The organism is Kordia sp., assembly GCF_022447245.1.
Taxonomy (GTDB): domain Bacteria; phylum Bacteroidota; class Bacteroidia; order Flavobacteriales; family Flavobacteriaceae; genus Kordia.
Genome location: NZ_JAKVBC010000004.1, coordinates 51,904 through 69,455 on the forward strand (window position 1 = coordinate 51,904; position 17,552 = coordinate 69,455).

The 17,552-nt window shown below is 36.5% G+C and carries 16 protein-coding genes; 11 read left to right on the plus strand and 5 right to left on the minus strand.

Translation table 11 applies throughout. From position 1 onward, the window contains the following. Window positions 1-16: 16 nt before the first annotated feature. The 3 genes from MK119_RS04200 to MK119_RS04210 are packed head-to-tail and all read right to left on the minus strand — an operon-like array spanning window position 17 to window position 1,858. Window positions 17-718 carry a histidine phosphatase family protein gene (locus MK119_RS04200; protein WP_290671211.1) on the minus strand — a complete coding sequence of 234 codons (702 nt, stop codon included), beginning with the start codon at window positions 716-718 and terminating at the stop codon, window positions 17-19. Continuing rightward, window positions 711-1,304, minus strand: a complete 594-nt coding sequence (locus tag MK119_RS04205) for a hypothetical protein (protein ID WP_290671213.1) — start codon at window positions 1,302-1,304, stop codon at window positions 711-713. Before MK119_RS04205 ends, MK119_RS04200 begins: the two co-directional genes overlap by 8 nt. Next, entirely contained in the window at window positions 1,301-1,858 is a 558-nt protein-coding gene (locus MK119_RS04210) for a GNAT family protein (RefSeq protein WP_290671215.1), read from the minus strand. Before MK119_RS04210 ends, MK119_RS04205 begins: the two co-directional genes overlap by 4 nt. A gap of 47 nt (window positions 1,859-1,905) precedes the next feature. Here MK119_RS04210 and MK119_RS04215 point away from each other — a divergent pair, with 47 nt between their 5' ends. Further along, entirely contained in the window at window positions 1,906-2,337 is a 432-nt protein-coding gene (locus MK119_RS04215) for a hypothetical protein (protein ID WP_290671217.1), read from the plus strand. Window positions 2,338-2,625: 288 nt separating this feature from the next. Here the strand turns inward: MK119_RS04215 and MK119_RS04220 are convergent, their stop codons facing one another. Continuing rightward, window positions 2,626-4,074 (minus strand): Gfo/Idh/MocA family oxidoreductase, encoded by a 1,449-nt coding sequence (locus tag MK119_RS04220; RefSeq protein ID WP_290671219.1) that lies wholly within the window; start codon window positions 4,072-4,074, stop codon window positions 2,626-2,628. Window positions 4,075-4,387: 313 nt separating this feature from the next. Between MK119_RS04220 and MK119_RS04225 the strand changes: the two genes are divergently transcribed. Together MK119_RS04225 and MK119_RS04230 are read left to right on the plus strand one after the other, a co-directional pair. Further along, window positions 4,388-4,864 carry a DUF1569 domain-containing protein gene (locus MK119_RS04225; RefSeq protein ID WP_290671221.1) on the plus strand — a complete coding sequence of 159 codons (477 nt, stop codon included), beginning with the start codon at window positions 4,388-4,390 and terminating at the stop codon, window positions 4,862-4,864. Window positions 4,865-4,878: 14 nt separating this feature from the next. Then, on the plus strand, window positions 4,879-5,745 hold the full coding sequence (locus MK119_RS04230; protein ID WP_290671223.1) for a hypothetical protein: 867 nt from the start codon (window positions 4,879-4,881) through the stop codon (window positions 5,743-5,745). A gap of 633 nt (window positions 5,746-6,378) precedes the next feature. On the opposite strand, the gene MK119_RS04235 is transcribed toward MK119_RS04230, so the two are convergent. Further along, window positions 6,379-6,642, minus strand: a complete 264-nt coding sequence (locus tag MK119_RS04235) for a hypothetical protein (RefSeq protein ID WP_290671225.1) — start codon at window positions 6,640-6,642, stop codon at window positions 6,379-6,381. A gap of 630 nt (window positions 6,643-7,272) precedes the next feature. Between MK119_RS04235 and MK119_RS04240 the strand changes: the two genes are divergently transcribed. From MK119_RS04240 to pth, 8 genes are all read left to right on the plus strand, one after another. Further along, complete coding sequence (locus MK119_RS04240; protein ID WP_290671227.1) at window positions 7,273-9,378, plus strand: bifunctional aldolase/short-chain dehydrogenase; 2,106 nt, start codon at window positions 7,273-7,275, stop codon at window positions 9,376-9,378. 16 nt (window positions 9,379-9,394) lie between these two features. After that, on the plus strand, window positions 9,395-10,678 hold the full coding sequence (locus MK119_RS04245; RefSeq protein ID WP_290671229.1) for a TIM barrel protein: 1,284 nt from the start codon (window positions 9,395-9,397) through the stop codon (window positions 10,676-10,678). A 145-nt stretch (window positions 10,679-10,823) separates the two neighbouring features. Continuing rightward, window positions 10,824-12,179 carry an FGGY family carbohydrate kinase gene (locus tag MK119_RS04250; RefSeq protein WP_290671231.1) on the plus strand — a complete coding sequence of 452 codons (1,356 nt, stop codon included), beginning with the start codon at window positions 10,824-10,826 and terminating at the stop codon, window positions 12,177-12,179. A 2-nt stretch (window positions 12,180-12,181) separates the two neighbouring features. Beyond that, window positions 12,182-13,330 (plus strand): alpha-hydroxy acid oxidase, encoded by a 1,149-nt coding sequence (locus MK119_RS04255; protein ID WP_290671233.1) that lies wholly within the window; start codon window positions 12,182-12,184, stop codon window positions 13,328-13,330. Window positions 13,331-13,416: 86 nt separating this feature from the next. Further along, on the plus strand, window positions 13,417-14,817 hold the full coding sequence (locus MK119_RS04260; protein WP_290671235.1) for a hypothetical protein: 1,401 nt from the start codon (window positions 13,417-13,419) through the stop codon (window positions 14,815-14,817). Between the two features lie 403 nt (window positions 14,818-15,220). Next, window positions 15,221-16,162, plus strand: coding sequence for a ribose-phosphate pyrophosphokinase (locus MK119_RS04265; RefSeq protein WP_290671237.1), 942 nt, complete (start codon window positions 15,221-15,223; stop codon window positions 16,160-16,162). A 25-nt stretch (window positions 16,163-16,187) separates the two neighbouring features. Further along, on the plus strand, window positions 16,188-16,781 hold the full coding sequence (locus MK119_RS04270) for a 50S ribosomal protein L25/general stress protein Ctc (RefSeq protein WP_290671239.1): 594 nt from the start codon (window positions 16,188-16,190) through the stop codon (window positions 16,779-16,781). A 155-nt stretch (window positions 16,782-16,936) separates the two neighbouring features. Beyond that, window positions 16,937-17,503 (plus strand): aminoacyl-tRNA hydrolase, encoded by a 567-nt coding sequence (pth, locus tag MK119_RS04275; RefSeq protein ID WP_290671241.1) that lies wholly within the window; start codon window positions 16,937-16,939, stop codon window positions 17,501-17,503. Window positions 17,504-17,552: the final 49 nt, after the last annotated feature.

Below are 17,552 nucleotides of genomic sequence, written 5' to 3' on the forward strand. Positions count from 1 at the left end.
GAATTTAGATATGATTTTACACGAAAGTGATTAAATCTTCAGACAAATGCGGAATTTCATTAAAACTCAACATATTATATTTTCCTTTTGAATACAAAAAGGTACTGAAAGAAGTATTGCGGATAGAAAAATTCAAATCAGCAATTTTTGATTCTTTACCAACCATCAAAGCATCGCCAACAATGGAGGCAATTGTACCTCCTGAAGTAAAAACCGCTATTTTTTCTCCTTTCCCAGTCTGTTCCAAAATTCGTTGAAAACCAATTTTTGTATCCTTTCGGAAAACAGGCCACGGTTCGACACCTTCTACCTCGACCTCACTTTCTGCCCATAATGCTAAGAATTTCTGGAAGATGAGCATTGTATTTCGACCTAGCAGTTTAGGGTTCTTTTCGATTTCTGCTTTCCATTCTCTTAGTTGCGGATATTTATCCATTAGCTGAGGATAAGCCAATTTTATGGCCTCTGTCCCTTGGTGTTCTTTTAACTCAGGAATGGTGTTGATTTCTTTATCCAGTTGAAGTTGTTCTAACACCAATTGGCAAGTATGCTGTTGGCGTTCTAGAGGTCCTGAAAAAACTTGATCAAATTGGATATTCTGCGTTTTTAAATATTGTCCTAATATTTTGGATTGCTGAATTCCCTTTTCAGAAAGTTGATCATAATTATTGGCCATGAAGGAGGCCTGTGCATGTCTAAAAAAGTAGATTTTACTCATTGATTTCTTTTAAATGTTCGATCAATTGATCGTAACCTTTTACCATACCAGATTCAATACCTTGAATATCACCTCCTAATATCATAGCAATCGTTAAGGCTTCATTGGTAGGTGTTTCAAAATTCATACTCCACAGTCGATTGATGATAGGTTTAGTAATGTCTTTATATTCTTTTTGAAAATTATAAACTCTTGAAATTTTACTAACCGTTTCAAAATCAAGACCTTGCAGTAGGTTCCCAATCAAACCACTATCAAATACAGAGCTTTCTAGCGCGGGTGTATGCACCCCTGTCCAACCAGGGATAAAGGCAAATCCATTATTTTTCATGAATGGTTTAGATAGTTCTTCCTCCCTTGTTACATCCATCAAGCTATCCATTGTCTCCTTCAATTCCTTGTGATAATTTTCTGCATATTGAACTCTCTTTTTGTTGAGTTCTATCTCTTGAATCAAGTTGGCAATAAATTCTTTTTGATTTGCGCGATGGTTCCATTTTTCATTCAAGTTACCTGCAAGAATACCAATATAAACGCCAATAGCAACTGGAACGAGCTGGAATAATAACTCTTTTAATTTTTTCATTGGTTTTTCAATTTTGCATAGATATCTACGTCAATCCATTTTCCATTTTTAAATTCTGCTTGACGCATGGTTCCTTCTAATCGAAAATTGATTTTGGCTAATGCTTTTTTGCATTTACTATTATCGTTTTCTACAAATCCTTCTATTCTATTTAAATCTAATTCTGCAAAACCATACTCTAATAATTTAGGCATTACTTCACTCATGATTCCTTTGCCCCAATACTCAGGATATAGCCAAAAGCCAATTTCTGCTTTTTGATGCTCTTTTTCCAAATTGTTGTACCCACCTGCTCCGCAAAATGCATCATCGACTTTATCATAGATTCCAAACCAAATGCCAGTTCCAGTTTCTTTGAGCATTCCATACCACTCCATTTGTTCTTTGGTAGCTTCTAAGGTAAGAAATCGAACGCCATAGTATTGATAAACTTGTGGGTCGGATAAACCTTTATAGATGAGTTGAATATCAGTAGGTTGAATTTCTTTGAGGAAAAATCTTTCGGTTTGAAGCATATCGAGTATTTCTTGATTTCTATCGAGTAATCTAATCAATTTACCTCTAAAATTAAATAACTTATTAATAACTATAAGACAAAGTTATGAAAACGATTCATCAGAAAATCAAAGCCTACAAGTACATCGACAGAAAGAATGGCTTATATACCACTGTATTCGCCAACCTACTTCTTTTCCTTTGTATTACATTCGCTTCTACCCTATCATTCAACACACATGCCATGATAAGCATGATTTCGGCTATGGTTATTTTTATGCTGATAAGCGTTTATGATTGGAAAAGTCCATCCATCAATCTATTTGTGACGGGTGGTTATTTGGGATTCTTCCTTTGGGAATTCTTCACTTTAGGTACGGCAGGTGTAAGTATTTCTTATCAAATGGCAGAATATCAAGTTTCTAAAGGTATTATGTTTGACTTGATGGTATGGACATTGCCAAGTATGTATATGGGAATCCGATTATTAGCAGTAATCCCTTTGATTTTAATGACTCACAATAGTTGGAAAAGTTAAGCGGCTAGTGAAAATTGCTTGTATGAAAAATTTCAGCCATAGGCAGACAGGTTCTAGCCTAACTACTTAAGTCTAATAAGCACTATCGATTATTGCTTCACAAATTTTAGACCAGCAGCAATAGTTACTTTTGATGCAGAGTTTTCCAAGCTCCAAACAACCCTAGCTATATGGCTTGTAAGTTTGCTTGAAGCATAAAGTGCACTAGAAGAGCCTTATACCTCTGCATCATAATGGCTATACAAAAAATGCAGGCCTTGTTCATCCTGCACTTTTTTCTCCATAAAGCTATACCTTCAACTCCCAACCATCTCTATAGGGTCGTTTAACAAATTGGTTGGCAGGTTTGAAGTTCGTAATTTTCATATTATCGCCATCCCATAACAGTCGCTTTCTTCCTGGGTAGCCTCTTCCATCTTGTATTACTGCACTTCTCAAGGCCAAATTCCCCATAAGTACCATTTCGGTAAACGGACCAGCATAATCGAAGCTAGAGCTACATTCTCCACCATTTTTTATAGCATTAATCCAGTTTCTTTGGTGGCTCACCTTAACTCTTTCGATAAATGGCTCTGGCTGTTTAAAATACTTCATTCGATCAGAAGGTAATAGTCTTGGATTTGCACCATAGGTATCAAACATAATTTTGCCATTATCTCCAACTAGGATACCGCCACCATCGCCGCTGCCCATAGGTTCCCCCTCTTTCAGTTCGATTGGTCGGCGAGGCATTAGGCCTCCATCATACCAATGAAGAGTAACTGGAGGCATGTCGCCCCTTGCAGGAAAATCAAAGTGAATCAAAGAAGCAGGAGGAGCACTTTCCACATTATTTTCTACTGCCCACATTCTGGCATATTTAGTAACGGTGCTAGACTCTACAGCGATGGGATATTTAAGTTTTAGAGCTTTAAACGCGGGATCAATGATATGGCATGCCATATCGCCCAAAGAGCCTGTTCCAAAATCCCACCATCCCCTCCATCCGAAGGGTACAAGTCCTGGATGATACTTTTGATCAGGCGCAGGTCCTAGCCACAAATCCCAATCCAAGGTATCAGGGATGGGAAAATCATCTTGAGGTCGAGCTAAACCTTGAGGCCAAACAGGTCGATTAGTCCAGCAATGCACTTCACGTATATCACCAATAATACCAATCTCTACCCATTCACAAACCTGACGAATGCCATCCCCGCTACTACCTTGATTCCCCATTTGGGTCACCACATTATATTTGGCTGCTGCTTCCGTGAGCACCCGTGCTTCATACACATTATGCGTGAGTGGTTTTTCGACATAAACGTGTTTGCCTAGTTGCATAAAAGGCAGGGCAGCTGTTGCATGGCTATGATCGGGTGTTGAGACAATAACAGCATCGATATCATCCGCCATTTCATTGAGCATCACTCTGAAATCTTTAAACCTTTTTGCCTTTGGAAACCGTTTGAAAGACTCTTTCGCCATTTTTTGATCGACATCACAAAGGGCGACGATATTCTCTTGTGTTTCACCTGTAGCTCTATTCCACAATGAAGCAGCTCTAATATTGCCATCGCCTTTACCGCCAGCCCCCACAGCTGCTATATTTAAGCGATCGCTAGGAGCGGTATAACCCTTCCCACCTAATACATGTCGAGGTACGATCATGATACCGCTAGTTGCTAGAGCACTATTTTTCAAAAACGACCTCCTATCCATTGATTTATTTTTCCCCATTTTAATTGGTTTTTTCTCCAATTTTAAGTGATTTTTCTCAATTTTTTTAATTAATTCAAAATTTTAATCTTATTTATTTCATAATTTAAGAATAATGATATTAGGATGATAAAAGTACCTTTAGAAGATTTTGTATTCGTATAAAGGTTAAGTAAGCGTAAAGAAATTTTCTATTATTACACCTAGGAAAATTATGGCTTAGTTATTCATATTTTTATTGATGCTTCAGAAAACCCAAAATGTCAAGTCAAGCAAACTATACCATGCCTATTAATTTTTCAAATAATAAATAACCATAAATCTATTTAATTAAGTACCTTCAAAATGAAAGACTATGAATCGACATACAGCTAAGCAAAAGTTTCTACGAGAGGAGTTTTATGCCCTATTAAAAAAGCTTGGGTCTGAACAGATCCCTCATTTTGGTATTATGACAGCACAACATATGATAGAACATCTCACTTGGATCATCAAATCTAGTGCTAAGTATCACGAAAACTCTGAAGCTGAACCAAGTAGAAGTCAATTGGGCTTCCAAAAATTCATAAAGAAAGGGGCTATTTTCCAACACCGTCCGAGTGGAAAGACCAAGGCAGATTTACCTCCTTTAAAATATGCTACTTATGAAGAGGCTTTAGCACAAATTCCAATTGCAATCAATAGATTTTATGATCACTATGAAGCAATGGAAATTCCAAAAGGCTATCACCCTATGATGGGTGAGCTTACCTTTGAGCAAATAGAACTATTCCACTACATGCATTGTAGGTATCACTTATGGCAATTTGGTTTATTAGAAAGTTATCCATAAAATGTTTCTAACTTATGATGAATTCAATTAAAAATATTCTATTAATAATGGTGTTGATTATTGGGTTCAATTGTCAGCGAAGCCCAAATTATGTCCTTTCAAAAAACATACCACCTATTGACTCGGAAAGGCCAATAAAAATCTTATCTGCTTTTTTCGGTTTAGACAATGCCTTACCTAAAACATCGCTTGGTATTTCACTTAAAGCACCAGGAAGTGATGGAATGCCTGTTGTTTTTTCACACGAGTTAGATCCAAATACATTGGACGCTACTGATTTTCAAATAAGAACCCAAAAGGACCAGGTATATGGAGTAGAGGTAGTCACTCTGAAACCTGCAAGTGAAGCTTTTGAATTGAGAACGGTATTGTTAATAGGTGATTATGGAAACGCTCCAGAAAATGAACCTAAAGAAGTAGAAATAATAGGTGATCTATTAGCACGAAGTGGTCAAAATTTCAAAGGCCAAAAAATAACAGTTACTCCTTTAGACAGAGGACCATTCTTGAGTTATGCAGAATATTTCAAACTGGATAATGACTATCCTTACGTAGCAGATGGGCGTGGTTGTGATTGCCCTAAAAATAAAACGACAACTGTAGTTCGGACTGTATGGGCTGGTGGTGTTCGCGCGATAAATGGAGAAGAATTGGGTGAAAAAGCGCTCCAAAACTTTAGTATCATCTTACGAAATGGAAAAGATACCATGACTATTTATCCTTTCCAGATTGCAGATGTTGGAGATAATGATAATAATATTGATTTATGTATCAAGGAAGTGGGCATACCCCTTTCGGTAAATGTAAAGGCTAATACGGCTATTGACCCCAGAGATGATGCCAATGAGTTTACCACAATTGAGGTAGTAAGTAGATGGTAAAGGGTGAAACTTTAAATCAATATTTTTAACCAAAATAGACTATCAAGAAGCATAGCTCGGTGGTATTTCACCCTAAAGAGACTATTTTTTACTTCGTATTCCAATAGTTTTACTTGCATTTATGTATTTGTCAAAAATATTTTCATTGAACAAAAAACTAAAGGGTATAAATATATATAAAATCAGTAGAGTAGAACATATGCTCCGTGATTTGCACCATAATGTCCGGTAGGATTATATGCGAATTGGAAAAGCAGTAGTCTAATCTATCCTTTAAAATTTTGGCTTAGTCTTTGCTTATTAATACGACATAATAACAGTACTATTCGGTATTTTTCTCCCCACTCTTTTTTCTCTCTGGTTTTGTAAGTCTGTCAAAACATTCAACTAGAATTTAGCCTACTCATTTTCAGACACATACAAACCCAAAAATTACTTATAACGATGTTGATCCAAGGCTAAAACGCAGTACATCGCTCTGAGCTCAACTCGGCCATTATGTCTTACTTTACATAGCATCCTTCTACTAAGTAGTTTGTCCGAAAAGTTGGTACAATGAAATTTTGTCTAGGCACTTATGGATAGCGATGATTTAATTATCTAAACCAACTCCCAGGCTCGTTTGCCTTTTTCTTACTGCTTGAGGCTAAAAAGTACTGGCGTGATCTCAGCTGTTTTACAGTTCGATCTCTCCAAATTCAGTCTTGAGTTTTTTGCGATTTTACCATTACGACGATTTGCTCTCAGCGCAGCTCTTTCTTCTTCTAAGTGTGCATCCAACTCGCCTTCTATCCTCAATTCCATGATCTGCTTAATTAAGGGAATCAAAACTCCATCTTTACCACTCAGCTCCTCTTCTCTTTGAAGTCCAGCTGCTTGGCGCGCAAAGTCTTCCAAGCTCGCTACTTTTTACTCTTTAGCTGACGTTTTTGTTTAGTTTGATGGAATTTCGTTAGTTTAGTCATTACTCGCATGACAATATTGTATGAACAGTCCCGAACAATATATTGAGAGGTAATTGATTTTCAATGATATTATGCCTGTTCGTAAAATCTATGCAATTTTCCAACTATTCTTAATTATAAGTTTATGGAATCAGTGCTTTAAACCTAGATAAATAATTATAATCTTACCGGAATTAATAGGAAAAGTTTTAAAATTATTTTCTAATACTCCGACTTCATTATTTGTATTATTAAGTTGGTATTCTCAAAGGAATCTGCTGATGTTCCAATTACATTGGTACCCATAAAAATGTTCTGATAGAAGAAAAATCGTATAATAGTCAATGTCTGCTTTCCCAGCCATATTTAGAAATAAATCCCAATTTTTATGTGCTTCATTTATGGTAAAGAACCATAAAAATCTTTTACACGGATATAATAATTCAGAAATATTTAAAAAACTATAGTTCAAAAAGTGCAAATTATTAATCAAATTGTATTGATAATCACACCTAAAACCAGCTTATATTTGTAAATACGACTCACTAATTATCAAAATAAATAGAACAAAAGAGATTATATTATGATAACATCTAATAAAACCTTCAAATACGTAGATTATCTATGGGATTTTGAAAAAGCAGATAGTTTTGGTGATGATCAAATAGCTTTATTTCTCTATCGTTCCAACTTATTAGGAGCCGATTTAAGAATTACTAATTTTGGAGGTGGAAATACTTCTTGTAAAACCATTGAAAAGGATCCTTTGACTGGTGAGGAAGTTGAGGTGATGTGGGTAAAAGGATCAGGTGGTGATATAGGCACCTTATCCCGTGATGGTGTTGCTGGCCTTTACACAAAAAGGTTGAGAGCGTTAAAAAATGTTTATAAAGGCCTAGAGTTCGAGGATGAAATAGTGCCCCTTTACTACCATTGTTTATTCGATCTAGATAGTCGAGCTCCTTCTATTGATACTGCTTTGCATGCTTTACTACCTTTCAAACACATTGATCACTTGCATCCAGATGCATTGATTTCAATAGCTGCGGCTAAAGATAGCCGTGCTATTACCAGAGAGATCTGGGGTGATACAATGGGCTGGATACCCTGGCAGCGCCCCGGGTTTGATTTAGGCTTACAATTGGAAAAATGTTTAGCAGAAAACCCTCGTATTAGAGGGATTATTCTAGGTGGACATGGTTTGTTTACCTGGGGGGATACCGCTTATGAATCCTACATTAACAGCCTAGAAGTAATTGAAATGGCTGCAGAATATATTGCTCAAAGGGAAGGTAAAGAACATCCTGTTTTCGGTGGTCAAATCATTGAGAGTTTGCCAAAAGAGGAACGTAAGAAACAAGCCGCAAAACTAGCTCCTATACTTAGAGGATTGTGTTCCTCTCATCAAAGAATGATCGGGCACTTTACAGATGACGACAGAGTTTTAGAGTTTATTAATAGTAATGACTTACCCAAATTGGCCCCGCTAGGCACTTCCTGTCCTGATCATTTCTTAAGGACTAAAATCCAACCTTTGGTTCTCCGTCTATCGCCCGATAGCAATTTAGAAGATGCTTCAATTATTAAGGCTACCATTGAACCAGACTTTGAACAATACCGAAGAGACTATACTAATTATTATGAAAATTGCAAATATGATAATAGCCCCGCCATTCGAGATACCAACCCTGTAGTGATATTATATCCTGGCGTCGGAATGTTCACCTTCGCCAAAAACAAACAAACAGCTAGAGTAGCTAGCGAGTTTTATATCAACGCCATCAATGTAATGCGAGGAGCAGAGGCTATTTCTGAATATACAGCCTTGCCACGCCAAGAGGCTTTTGACATTGAATATTGGTTGTTAGAAGAAGCAAAATTACAGCGCCAACCCAAAGAAAAACCCTTATCCCGAAAAGTAGCTATGATAAGTGGTGCAGGAGGTGGCATTGGGAAAGCCATAGCAACTAAGCTGGCAGAAGAAGGAGCAAATGTGATTTTGACAGATATTAATGAAGAACGACTGATAGAAGCTAATGCCGCTTATAAAAGAGATATTTCCACTTATGCCCTTTGTGATGTCACCAATTCCGAGTCTGTTAAACAGGCTTTTGAAAAAGCCTGTTTGGAGTTTGGAGGTGTAGATATTATTGTTCACTCAGCAGGTTTAGCCATTTCAAAATCCTTAACGGAAACCTCCGAAGATGATTGGAACCTACTACAGAATATATTAGTAAAAGGCCAGTTCAATATGGCTAAAGAAGCTGTAAAAATCTTAAGAAAACAGGAGTTGGGAGGTGATATTGTCCATATTGCTAGCAAGAATGGCCTAGTAGCAGGTAAGAATAATGTGGGCTATGGAACTGCCAAAGCTGGACAACAACATATGACACGTTTGCTAGCTGCAGAACTAGGTCCTGAGAATATTAGAGTAAATACAGTTAATCCAGATGGCGTTATTATTGGAAGCAAAATATGGGAAGGAGCATGGGCAGAAGGAAGAGCAAAAGCATATGGCATAACGATAGAAGAATTACCTAATTTTTACGCCAAACGCAACCTGATGAACAAAGTAATTCAACCAGAAGATATTGCTAATGGGGTCTTTGCATTAGTCGGTATATTGGACAAAAGTACCGGAAACATCATCAATGTAGATGGTGGAATAGCAAATGCATTTGTACGCTAATCAAGTTCTATGAAATATGCAAATTAGAAAAGAACAAATCGAAAATTTCAACCAGCAAAGACTTAGGACGCATCAGGAAAATTGGGATTTCTTCCAAAACCAACTTGTCAAAAGAGGATTGGATTGTTCGGCTATCTTGAAACAAATTCAAAATCTTCAGATCGCCATTCCAAGTTGGGCATTGGGTGCAGGAGGAACTCGCTTTGGACGATTTTCTTTTGGAGGGGAACCTTGTAATTTGGAACAAAAAATTGATGACGTAGGTCTTTTACATGCTCTGACCCAATCTGCCGGTGCTATTTCACTTCATATTCCATGGGATATTCCTAAGGACGAATTAGCTATTAAACAACAGGCAGCTGAACTTGGTATCCTTTTCGACGCTGTCAATTCCAATACTTTTCAAGATCAGGATAAGCAAAAACATTCTTATAAATTTGGTTCATTATGTCATACCAATAGAGCAGTAAGGCAACAAGCGATTGAGCATAATATTGAAGTCATTAAATACGGAGAAGCTATAGGATCAAAATCACTAACTATCTGGTTAGCTGATGGCACTTCTTTTCCTGGGCAACATAATTTCCGTAAAGCATTTCAAAATACTCAAGATTCTTTAAAAGAAATTTATCAACATATGCCTAGTGATTGGAAGATGTTTATTGAATACAAGCCTTTCGAGCCTAATTTTTATTCTATGGTCATTCCAGACTGGGGAACTTCCCTCATGCTAGCAGAAGGATGCGGAGAAAAAGCGTATACCTTAATCGATTTAGGACATCACCTACCCAACACCAATATTGAACAAATTGTATCCATCTTGATGATGAAAGGTAAACTCGGGGGATTTCATTTTAACGATAGTAAATATAGTGATGATGATTTGACTTGTGGGGCCATCAAACCCTATCAGTTATTTTTGATTTTTAATGAATTAGTCGATGGGATGGAAAATAATGAAGCTGCCAACCCTACTCTAGCATGGATGATTGATGCTAGTCACAACCTTAAAGACCCTTTGGAAGATTTAATGCAAAGTCTTGAAGCTATTCGGGAAGCTTTCGCCAAAGCGCTATTAGTAGACCGAGCAGCCTTGAGTATTGCACAAATGGAAAATGATGTTGCTCAATGTCAAGAAATTATACAACAAGCTTATCGGACTGATGTCCGACCTTTATTGGTGGAAGCAAGGCGACTAAGCGGTGGTGCAATTGACCCAATTGAATTTTTCAGGCAACATGCAGTAAGGAAGCAATTGATAAGAGATCGTGGGGAAAATGTGGTAGCTACGGGCTTGTGATAAAATCACAAGCCACATATAAAATATGTGAGGAAAATAATTTGGTTTAGGGTTCGACGGGAGACATTTGAATATCCCGCTTCTCTACATTTAAATAGAAAAATGGTCAATTCACTCAAAATGTAAAGAGCTTAAATGCAAAACAATGTGTCATACAATAATCTTCGACATAGGAAAAACCAATAAAAAGTGCTTTGTTTTTGATGAAGAATATCGGGAAGTATGGAGAGAATATTTCCGGTTTAAAGAAATTGAAGACGAAGGTGGTTTTCCTTGTGATGATGTATTAGCTATTGGAGAGTGGGTAAAAATGACCACTAAAAAACTACTTAAGAACAAGAAATTTGATATAAAAGCCATTAACTTTTCCACTTACGGGGCGAGTTTTATGCATATTGATAAAAAAGGATCACCAGTAACGCCTTTATATAATTATCTCAAACCTTACCCTAAAGAACTACTTAATTCCTTTTATGAAAAATACGGTTCAGAAGAGCAGATTGCTCGGGAAACTGCATCTCCGCTTTTAGGTATGCTCAATTCTGGCTTTCAATTATATTGGTTAAAATATACCCAGCCAAAAGTTTATCAAAAAATACATAGGTCTCTTCATTTTCCTCAGTATTTGAGTTATTTGTTTACAGGTATTCCCATTAGTGAATTCACCAGTATAGGCTGTCATACAAGATTATGGGATTATAGTAAACATGATTATCACCATTGGATTTACGAGGAAGATTTTGATAAAAAACTCCCCCCTATTGTAGATACGGATACCAGTATTAATACCAAAATAAACAGAAAATTCATCAAAGTTGGTGTCGGGATTCACGATAGCTCAGCTGCGCTCCTACCATATATGCGTACAAGTAATAGCACCTTTGTATTAATTTCAACCGGCACCTGGAGTATCACTCTAAATCCATTTAGTCAAGATATTTTAAGCAAAAAAGAACTTCAAAATGATTGTTTAAATTTTTTACGAATTGATGGAAATACGGTCAGAGCCAGCCGCTTATTTTTAGGTAATGAATATGAACTGCAGTTAGAAAAATTACGAAAGCATTTTAATGTTAAAAAAAATATACATAAAAGGATACAATTCAATGAAACTATATTTAATGAACTGAATAAAGAATTCAAAAAATACTTTGCTTTTGAGTCGTTAAAATCAAAAAGAGAACAACCCGATAAAACCAACTTAAAAGCTTTTCCTACATTTGAGATAGCTTATCATCAATTGATGCAGGAAATTGTGAAATTACAAGTTGAATCTACAAAATTAGCCATTGGTAAAACTCCCATCAAAAAAATTTTTATCGATGGCGGCTTTGCAGATAACGATTTATTTGTAAAATTAATTAGGCTACATTTTAAAAATTATAAAATTCGAACCACCCAATCTGCCATAGGATCTGCCTTAGGGTCTGCGATGGTGGTGTCTACCCGGAAAGTAAACATGAACTTTTTAAAAAAGCATTATACTCTGAAAAAACAGTAATTATGGATCTATCCTATAATCCGAATTATCCCTCTATTGATGATTTAAGGAATAAAGCAAAAAAGCGGATTCCCCGTTTTGCTTTTGAGTATTTAGATGGAGGATGTAATCAGGAAATTAATTTAAAAAAGAATACTTCAGACATTCGAAAAATTGAATTAAAGCCTTGGTATTTAAAGAATTACAAAGGAGCATCCATGCAAACTGAACTATTTGGTCACTCTTATGATGCGCCCTTTGGTATAGCTCCAATCGGCTTACAGGATTTAATGTGGCCAAAAGCTTCAGAGATATTAGCCACTGCTGCCGTTAAGCATAATATTCCATATATTTTGAGTACTGTTGGTACCGCAAGCATCGAAAAAATTAGCGAAATTACAGCAGGGAAAGCTTGGTTTCAATTATACCATCCAAGAGAAGATGAACTGAGAGATAAATTGATTCAAAGAGCTGCAGAAGCGGATTATCCAGTATTGGTTATTCTATCTGATACACCTACTTTCGGATATCGTCCTAAAGAAATAAAAAATGGATTAGCCATTCCACCTAAAATGACCATTTCTAATATACTACAAATAATAGGTAGTCCAACATGGGCGATCAAGACCTTGATTGCTGGCCAACCTGAATTTAAAACATTGAAACCCTATATTCCTAAAGGTATGAGTCTTCGTCACTTAGGTTTGTTTATGAATAAGACTTTTACTGGTCGAATGAATGAAGAAAAAATCAAGCCAATTAGAGATATGTGGAAAGGCAAATTGGTATTAAAAGGCGTTGCAAGCGAAGAAGACACTCAAAAAGCTATCCGCTTGGGTTTGGATGGAGTCATAATTTCTAATCACGGTGGACGACAATTGGATGCTGGGCAAGCGACAATTAAGCCATTGACAGAAATTGCTGAAAAATATAGTGATCAAATTAAAGTCATGATGGATAGCGGTATTCGTTCAGGGCCAGATATTGCTAGGACACTGGCTTCGGGTGCTGCTTTTACCTTTTTGGGACGATCCTTTATGTATGGTGTATCGGCATTAGGGCAAAAAGGTGGCAACCATACCATATCAATTTTAAAAACGCAATTTCAGCAGGTAATGGAGCAGTTAGGTTGTGAGAATGTAACTGATTTACCCAAACATCTAATTAAATAAATTCGAATATAGGATTTTGAAGTAGTAAATGTTGCATAAGTGCCTGAGTCTTCCAAAATCTGAAATCACAAATCTGAAATTGAATCATGACAAACGAAAAACAAAGTATTCAATCAGAAGAATTTGAACGCCAAGCCGTTCCCAAATCACATTTAAAAAGCTGGAAAAGTTTTCTAGGAATGTATGCAGGAGAACATGCAGCTGGAACAGAGTTCATGATCGGACCACTATTTCTGACTGCAGGTGTAAGTGCATTTGACCTTATAGTAGGTCTCCTTTTAGGAAATTTGATGGCTGTATTGAGCTGGCGTTTTTTAACAGCAGAAATTGCTGTTAAAAATAGATGGACCTTATACTATCATTTAGAAAAAATCTGTGGTAAAAACTTAGTTACCTTTTATAATATTGCCAATGGTATTCTATTTTGTTTTTTGGCAGGTGCGATGATTACAGTCTCCGCAACTGCTGTTGGTATTCCATTTGACATGGAGATGCCAAAATTAAGCGACACCATGCCCAATGGGCCAACTTGGATGATCATCGTACTGGTCATTGGAACAATCATTTCCATTGTAGCAGCAAGAGGTTATGATTCAGTTTCAAAAGCAGCCAATTGGATGTCACCTTTTATCGTACTTGCTTTTTTAGCATGTGGTTTTGTGGCCCTTGGTCAATTGGAGGTGGAGAGCTTTGCTGATTTTTGGAACATCTGGGGAGAAGGTTCTGCTCCCTTCCCCGGGCAGATTAAATATACCTTTTGGCATGTGGTCTTTTGGTCCTGGTTTTGCAATGCAGCTATGCACATCGGGATGTCTGACCTTGTAGTGTTTCGTTATGCAAAGAATGCATCTTCAGGATGGACGACAGCAGCAGGAATGTATGTGGGGCATTATGCGGCATGGATCGCAGCATCTCTCTTATACGCTGTTTATATCCAGTCGCCAGAGGCACAGGGTTTTCTGAACAATGGGGAAGCACCACCTGTAGCCCCTGGCCCTTTAGCGTATAATGCTATTGGAATATTTGGTATCATTGCGGTCATTATTGCCGGATGGACCACCGCCAATCCAACGATTTATAGAGCTGGGCTTGCTTTTCAAGCTATTATGCCTAAAATCTCTACATTTTGGACAAGCATTCTCGCCGGAACAATTGCTACTATAGCAGGCTTGTTTCCAGCATTTGCAATGAAATTATTGGGCTTTGTAGCACTATATGGGTTTATTTTAGCCCCTGTTGGTGCGGTTATTGTGTTTGAACATTTCTTCGCTAAAAAAGTCGGAATCATAAAAAACTATGCTGAAGAAGCGGGAATATCCTTTAACCAGTCTGTGCTCTTTGCTTGGGGAATAAGTTTTGGTATTTTTTACTTTATTTCTATTTCGCAAGGTATCTTTCTTTCATTTTTGACTTTACCAGCCTGGCTAAGCTGTGGAGCTCTATTTCTAATATTGAGCAAATACTTTCAGAAAAGGAAAGAGGAATAAAGTAATCAGATATGAGTTTATATTCATTGCCTATAATCTCAAATATCTAGATCTAGCTAAAGGGCATCATGTGATAGGATAACTTTTGAGTGAAAAAATCTATTATTATCTGTATTAACAAAAAGAGCACAAACCTTTTTCAAGATTTGTGCTCTTCATAATAGTACCGAAGGCGGGAATCGAACCCGCACTCCCTTGCGAGAACTGGATTTTGAATCCAGCGCGTCTACCAATTCCGCCACTCGAGCAAATATTCCTCTCAAAAGGAGTGCAAATTTAGAAAATAATTTTAATTACTCCCTTAAAAAAAGAAATAAAAGCTTTTAGAGTTGTATAAAATTTCTAAATTTGCACCTCATTTAACACAACACAACAATTAACTAACTACTAAACAGAATATTAAATGGCCTATACTGTCCCTGAACCAAAGATTTTTGCTTGTACGCAAAGTGACGAACTCGCAAGAAAGATTGCGAAAGAATATGGATCAGAATTAGGGAAAGTTACGTTCTCAACATATAGTGATGGTGAATTTCAACCTTCGTTTGAAGAATCGGTTCGTGGCGCAAGAGTATTTATCATAGGATCAACGTTTCCAAACTCTGATCATCTGATGCAAATGCTTTTAATGTTAGATGCTGCAAAAAGAGCATCTGCACGTCATATTACAGCGGTACTTCCTTACTTTGGTTGGGCAAGACAAGATCGTAAAGACAAACCAAGAGTTCCGATAGGTGCAAAACTAATTGCTAAAATGCTAGAAGTAGCTGGTGCAACACGCATCATTACAATGGACTTGCACGCAGATCAAATTCAAGGTTTCTTTGAAAAACCTGTAGATCATTTATTTGCTTCTACCGTGTTTTTACCATATTTACGAAAGTTGAATTTGGATAAGCTAACGATTGCTTCTCCAGATATGGGAGGATCAAAAAGAGCGTATGCGTATTCTAAGTTTTTAGAAAGCGATGTTGTTATCTGTTACAAGCAACGTAAAAAAGCCAATGTAATTTCACACATGGAATTAATTGGTGATGTAACAGGAAAAAATGTGGTTTTAGTAGATGATATGGTAGATACTGCCGGAACATTAACAAAAGCTGCAGAAGTAATGATAGAAAGAGGAGCATTATCTGTACGTGCAATATGTACACATCCTATTTTATCAGGACAAGCGTATGAACGAATAGAAAATTCAAAATTAGAAGAATTAATCGTAACAGATTCTATTCCTTTACGTAAAGAATCAAGCAAAATTAAAGTAGTAAGCTGTGCTAATTTATTTGCAGATGTGATGCAAAGAGTACAGACAAATACTTCGATTAGCTCAAAGTTTTTAATGTAATTAATTATTAATATAAATTTTCAAAATGAAATCAATTACAATCAATGGATCTCAAAGAGAAAGCGTAGGTAAAGTAGCAACTAAAGCCTTACGTAATGCTGGAAAGGTTCCTTGCGTATTATACGGAGGAGACAACCCATTACACTTTTCAGCAGAAGAATTATCATTTTCTAAATTAGTGTATACTCCAAATGCGCACACAGTTGTGATTGCATTAGAAGACGGTTCTACACACAATGCTATCTTACAGGATATTCAATTTCACCCTGTAAGTGACAAAATTTTACATATTGACTTCTACCGTTTATTCGACGACAAAGAAGTTACTATGGACATTCCAGTAGCAATCAAAGGAAATGCACCTGGAGTTTTGGCCGGTGGAGTTTTACGTTTAAACAAACGTAAGTTGAAAGTAAAAGCTTTACCAAAGCACTTACCTGACTTTATCGATGCTGATATTTCTGAATTAGAAATTGGAAACAAATTATACGTTACAGCCGTAGCAAACGAAAACTATAAATTATTACACCCAGACAACACAGTTGTTTGCCAAGTAAGAATTTCACGTGCTGCAATGAAAGCTGCTCAAGAAGCTGCAAAAGCAGAAAAGCAAGGTTAAAAATAATTGATCGTACGATCTTTTTGAAAAGCATTCCATTATGGGATGCTTTTTTTTATTTTTACACAAATTTTTACAGCATGCTTCAATTTTTCAGAAAACTATTGAGCGCGTCTCATTCAAAAGCATCATTAATTATAGAAGAAACAGATCCTATGAAAAAATTTCTCATTGTAGGTTTAGGAAATATTGGAAGTGAATATGAAAACACTCGTCATAATATCGGATTTAAAATACTAGATTATTTTGCTAAGAAAGAAGGACTAACGTTTAAAACCGATAAGTTAGGCGATATAACTACATACAGATTCAAAGGAAGAACATTTATCTTTTTGAAGCCTAGCACATATATGAATCTCAGTGGTAAAGCCGTTCGCTATTGGATGACAAAAGAAAAAATTCCTATAGAGAATGTATTAATTATTACAGATGATTTAAACCTTGAATTTGGAACAATTCGTGTAAAAACGAAAGGAAGCGATGGCGGCCATAATGGATTAAAAAGTGTTCAAGCATTATTAAACACTACAAAATATCCTCGATTCCGATTCGGAATTAGTGCTGAATTTAGCAAAGGAAGACAAGTAAACTATGTTTTAGGCGAATGGACTTCAGAAGAAAGTAATATACTACCTGAACGATTAGAAAAGAGCACAGAACTCATTAAATCCTTTGGAACCGCAGGAGTTTCTAACACAATGAATTCATTTAACGGCAAATAAAAAGAGAGGCTTTCGCCTCTCTTTTTATTCAGTTTAGTAGGTATATAAA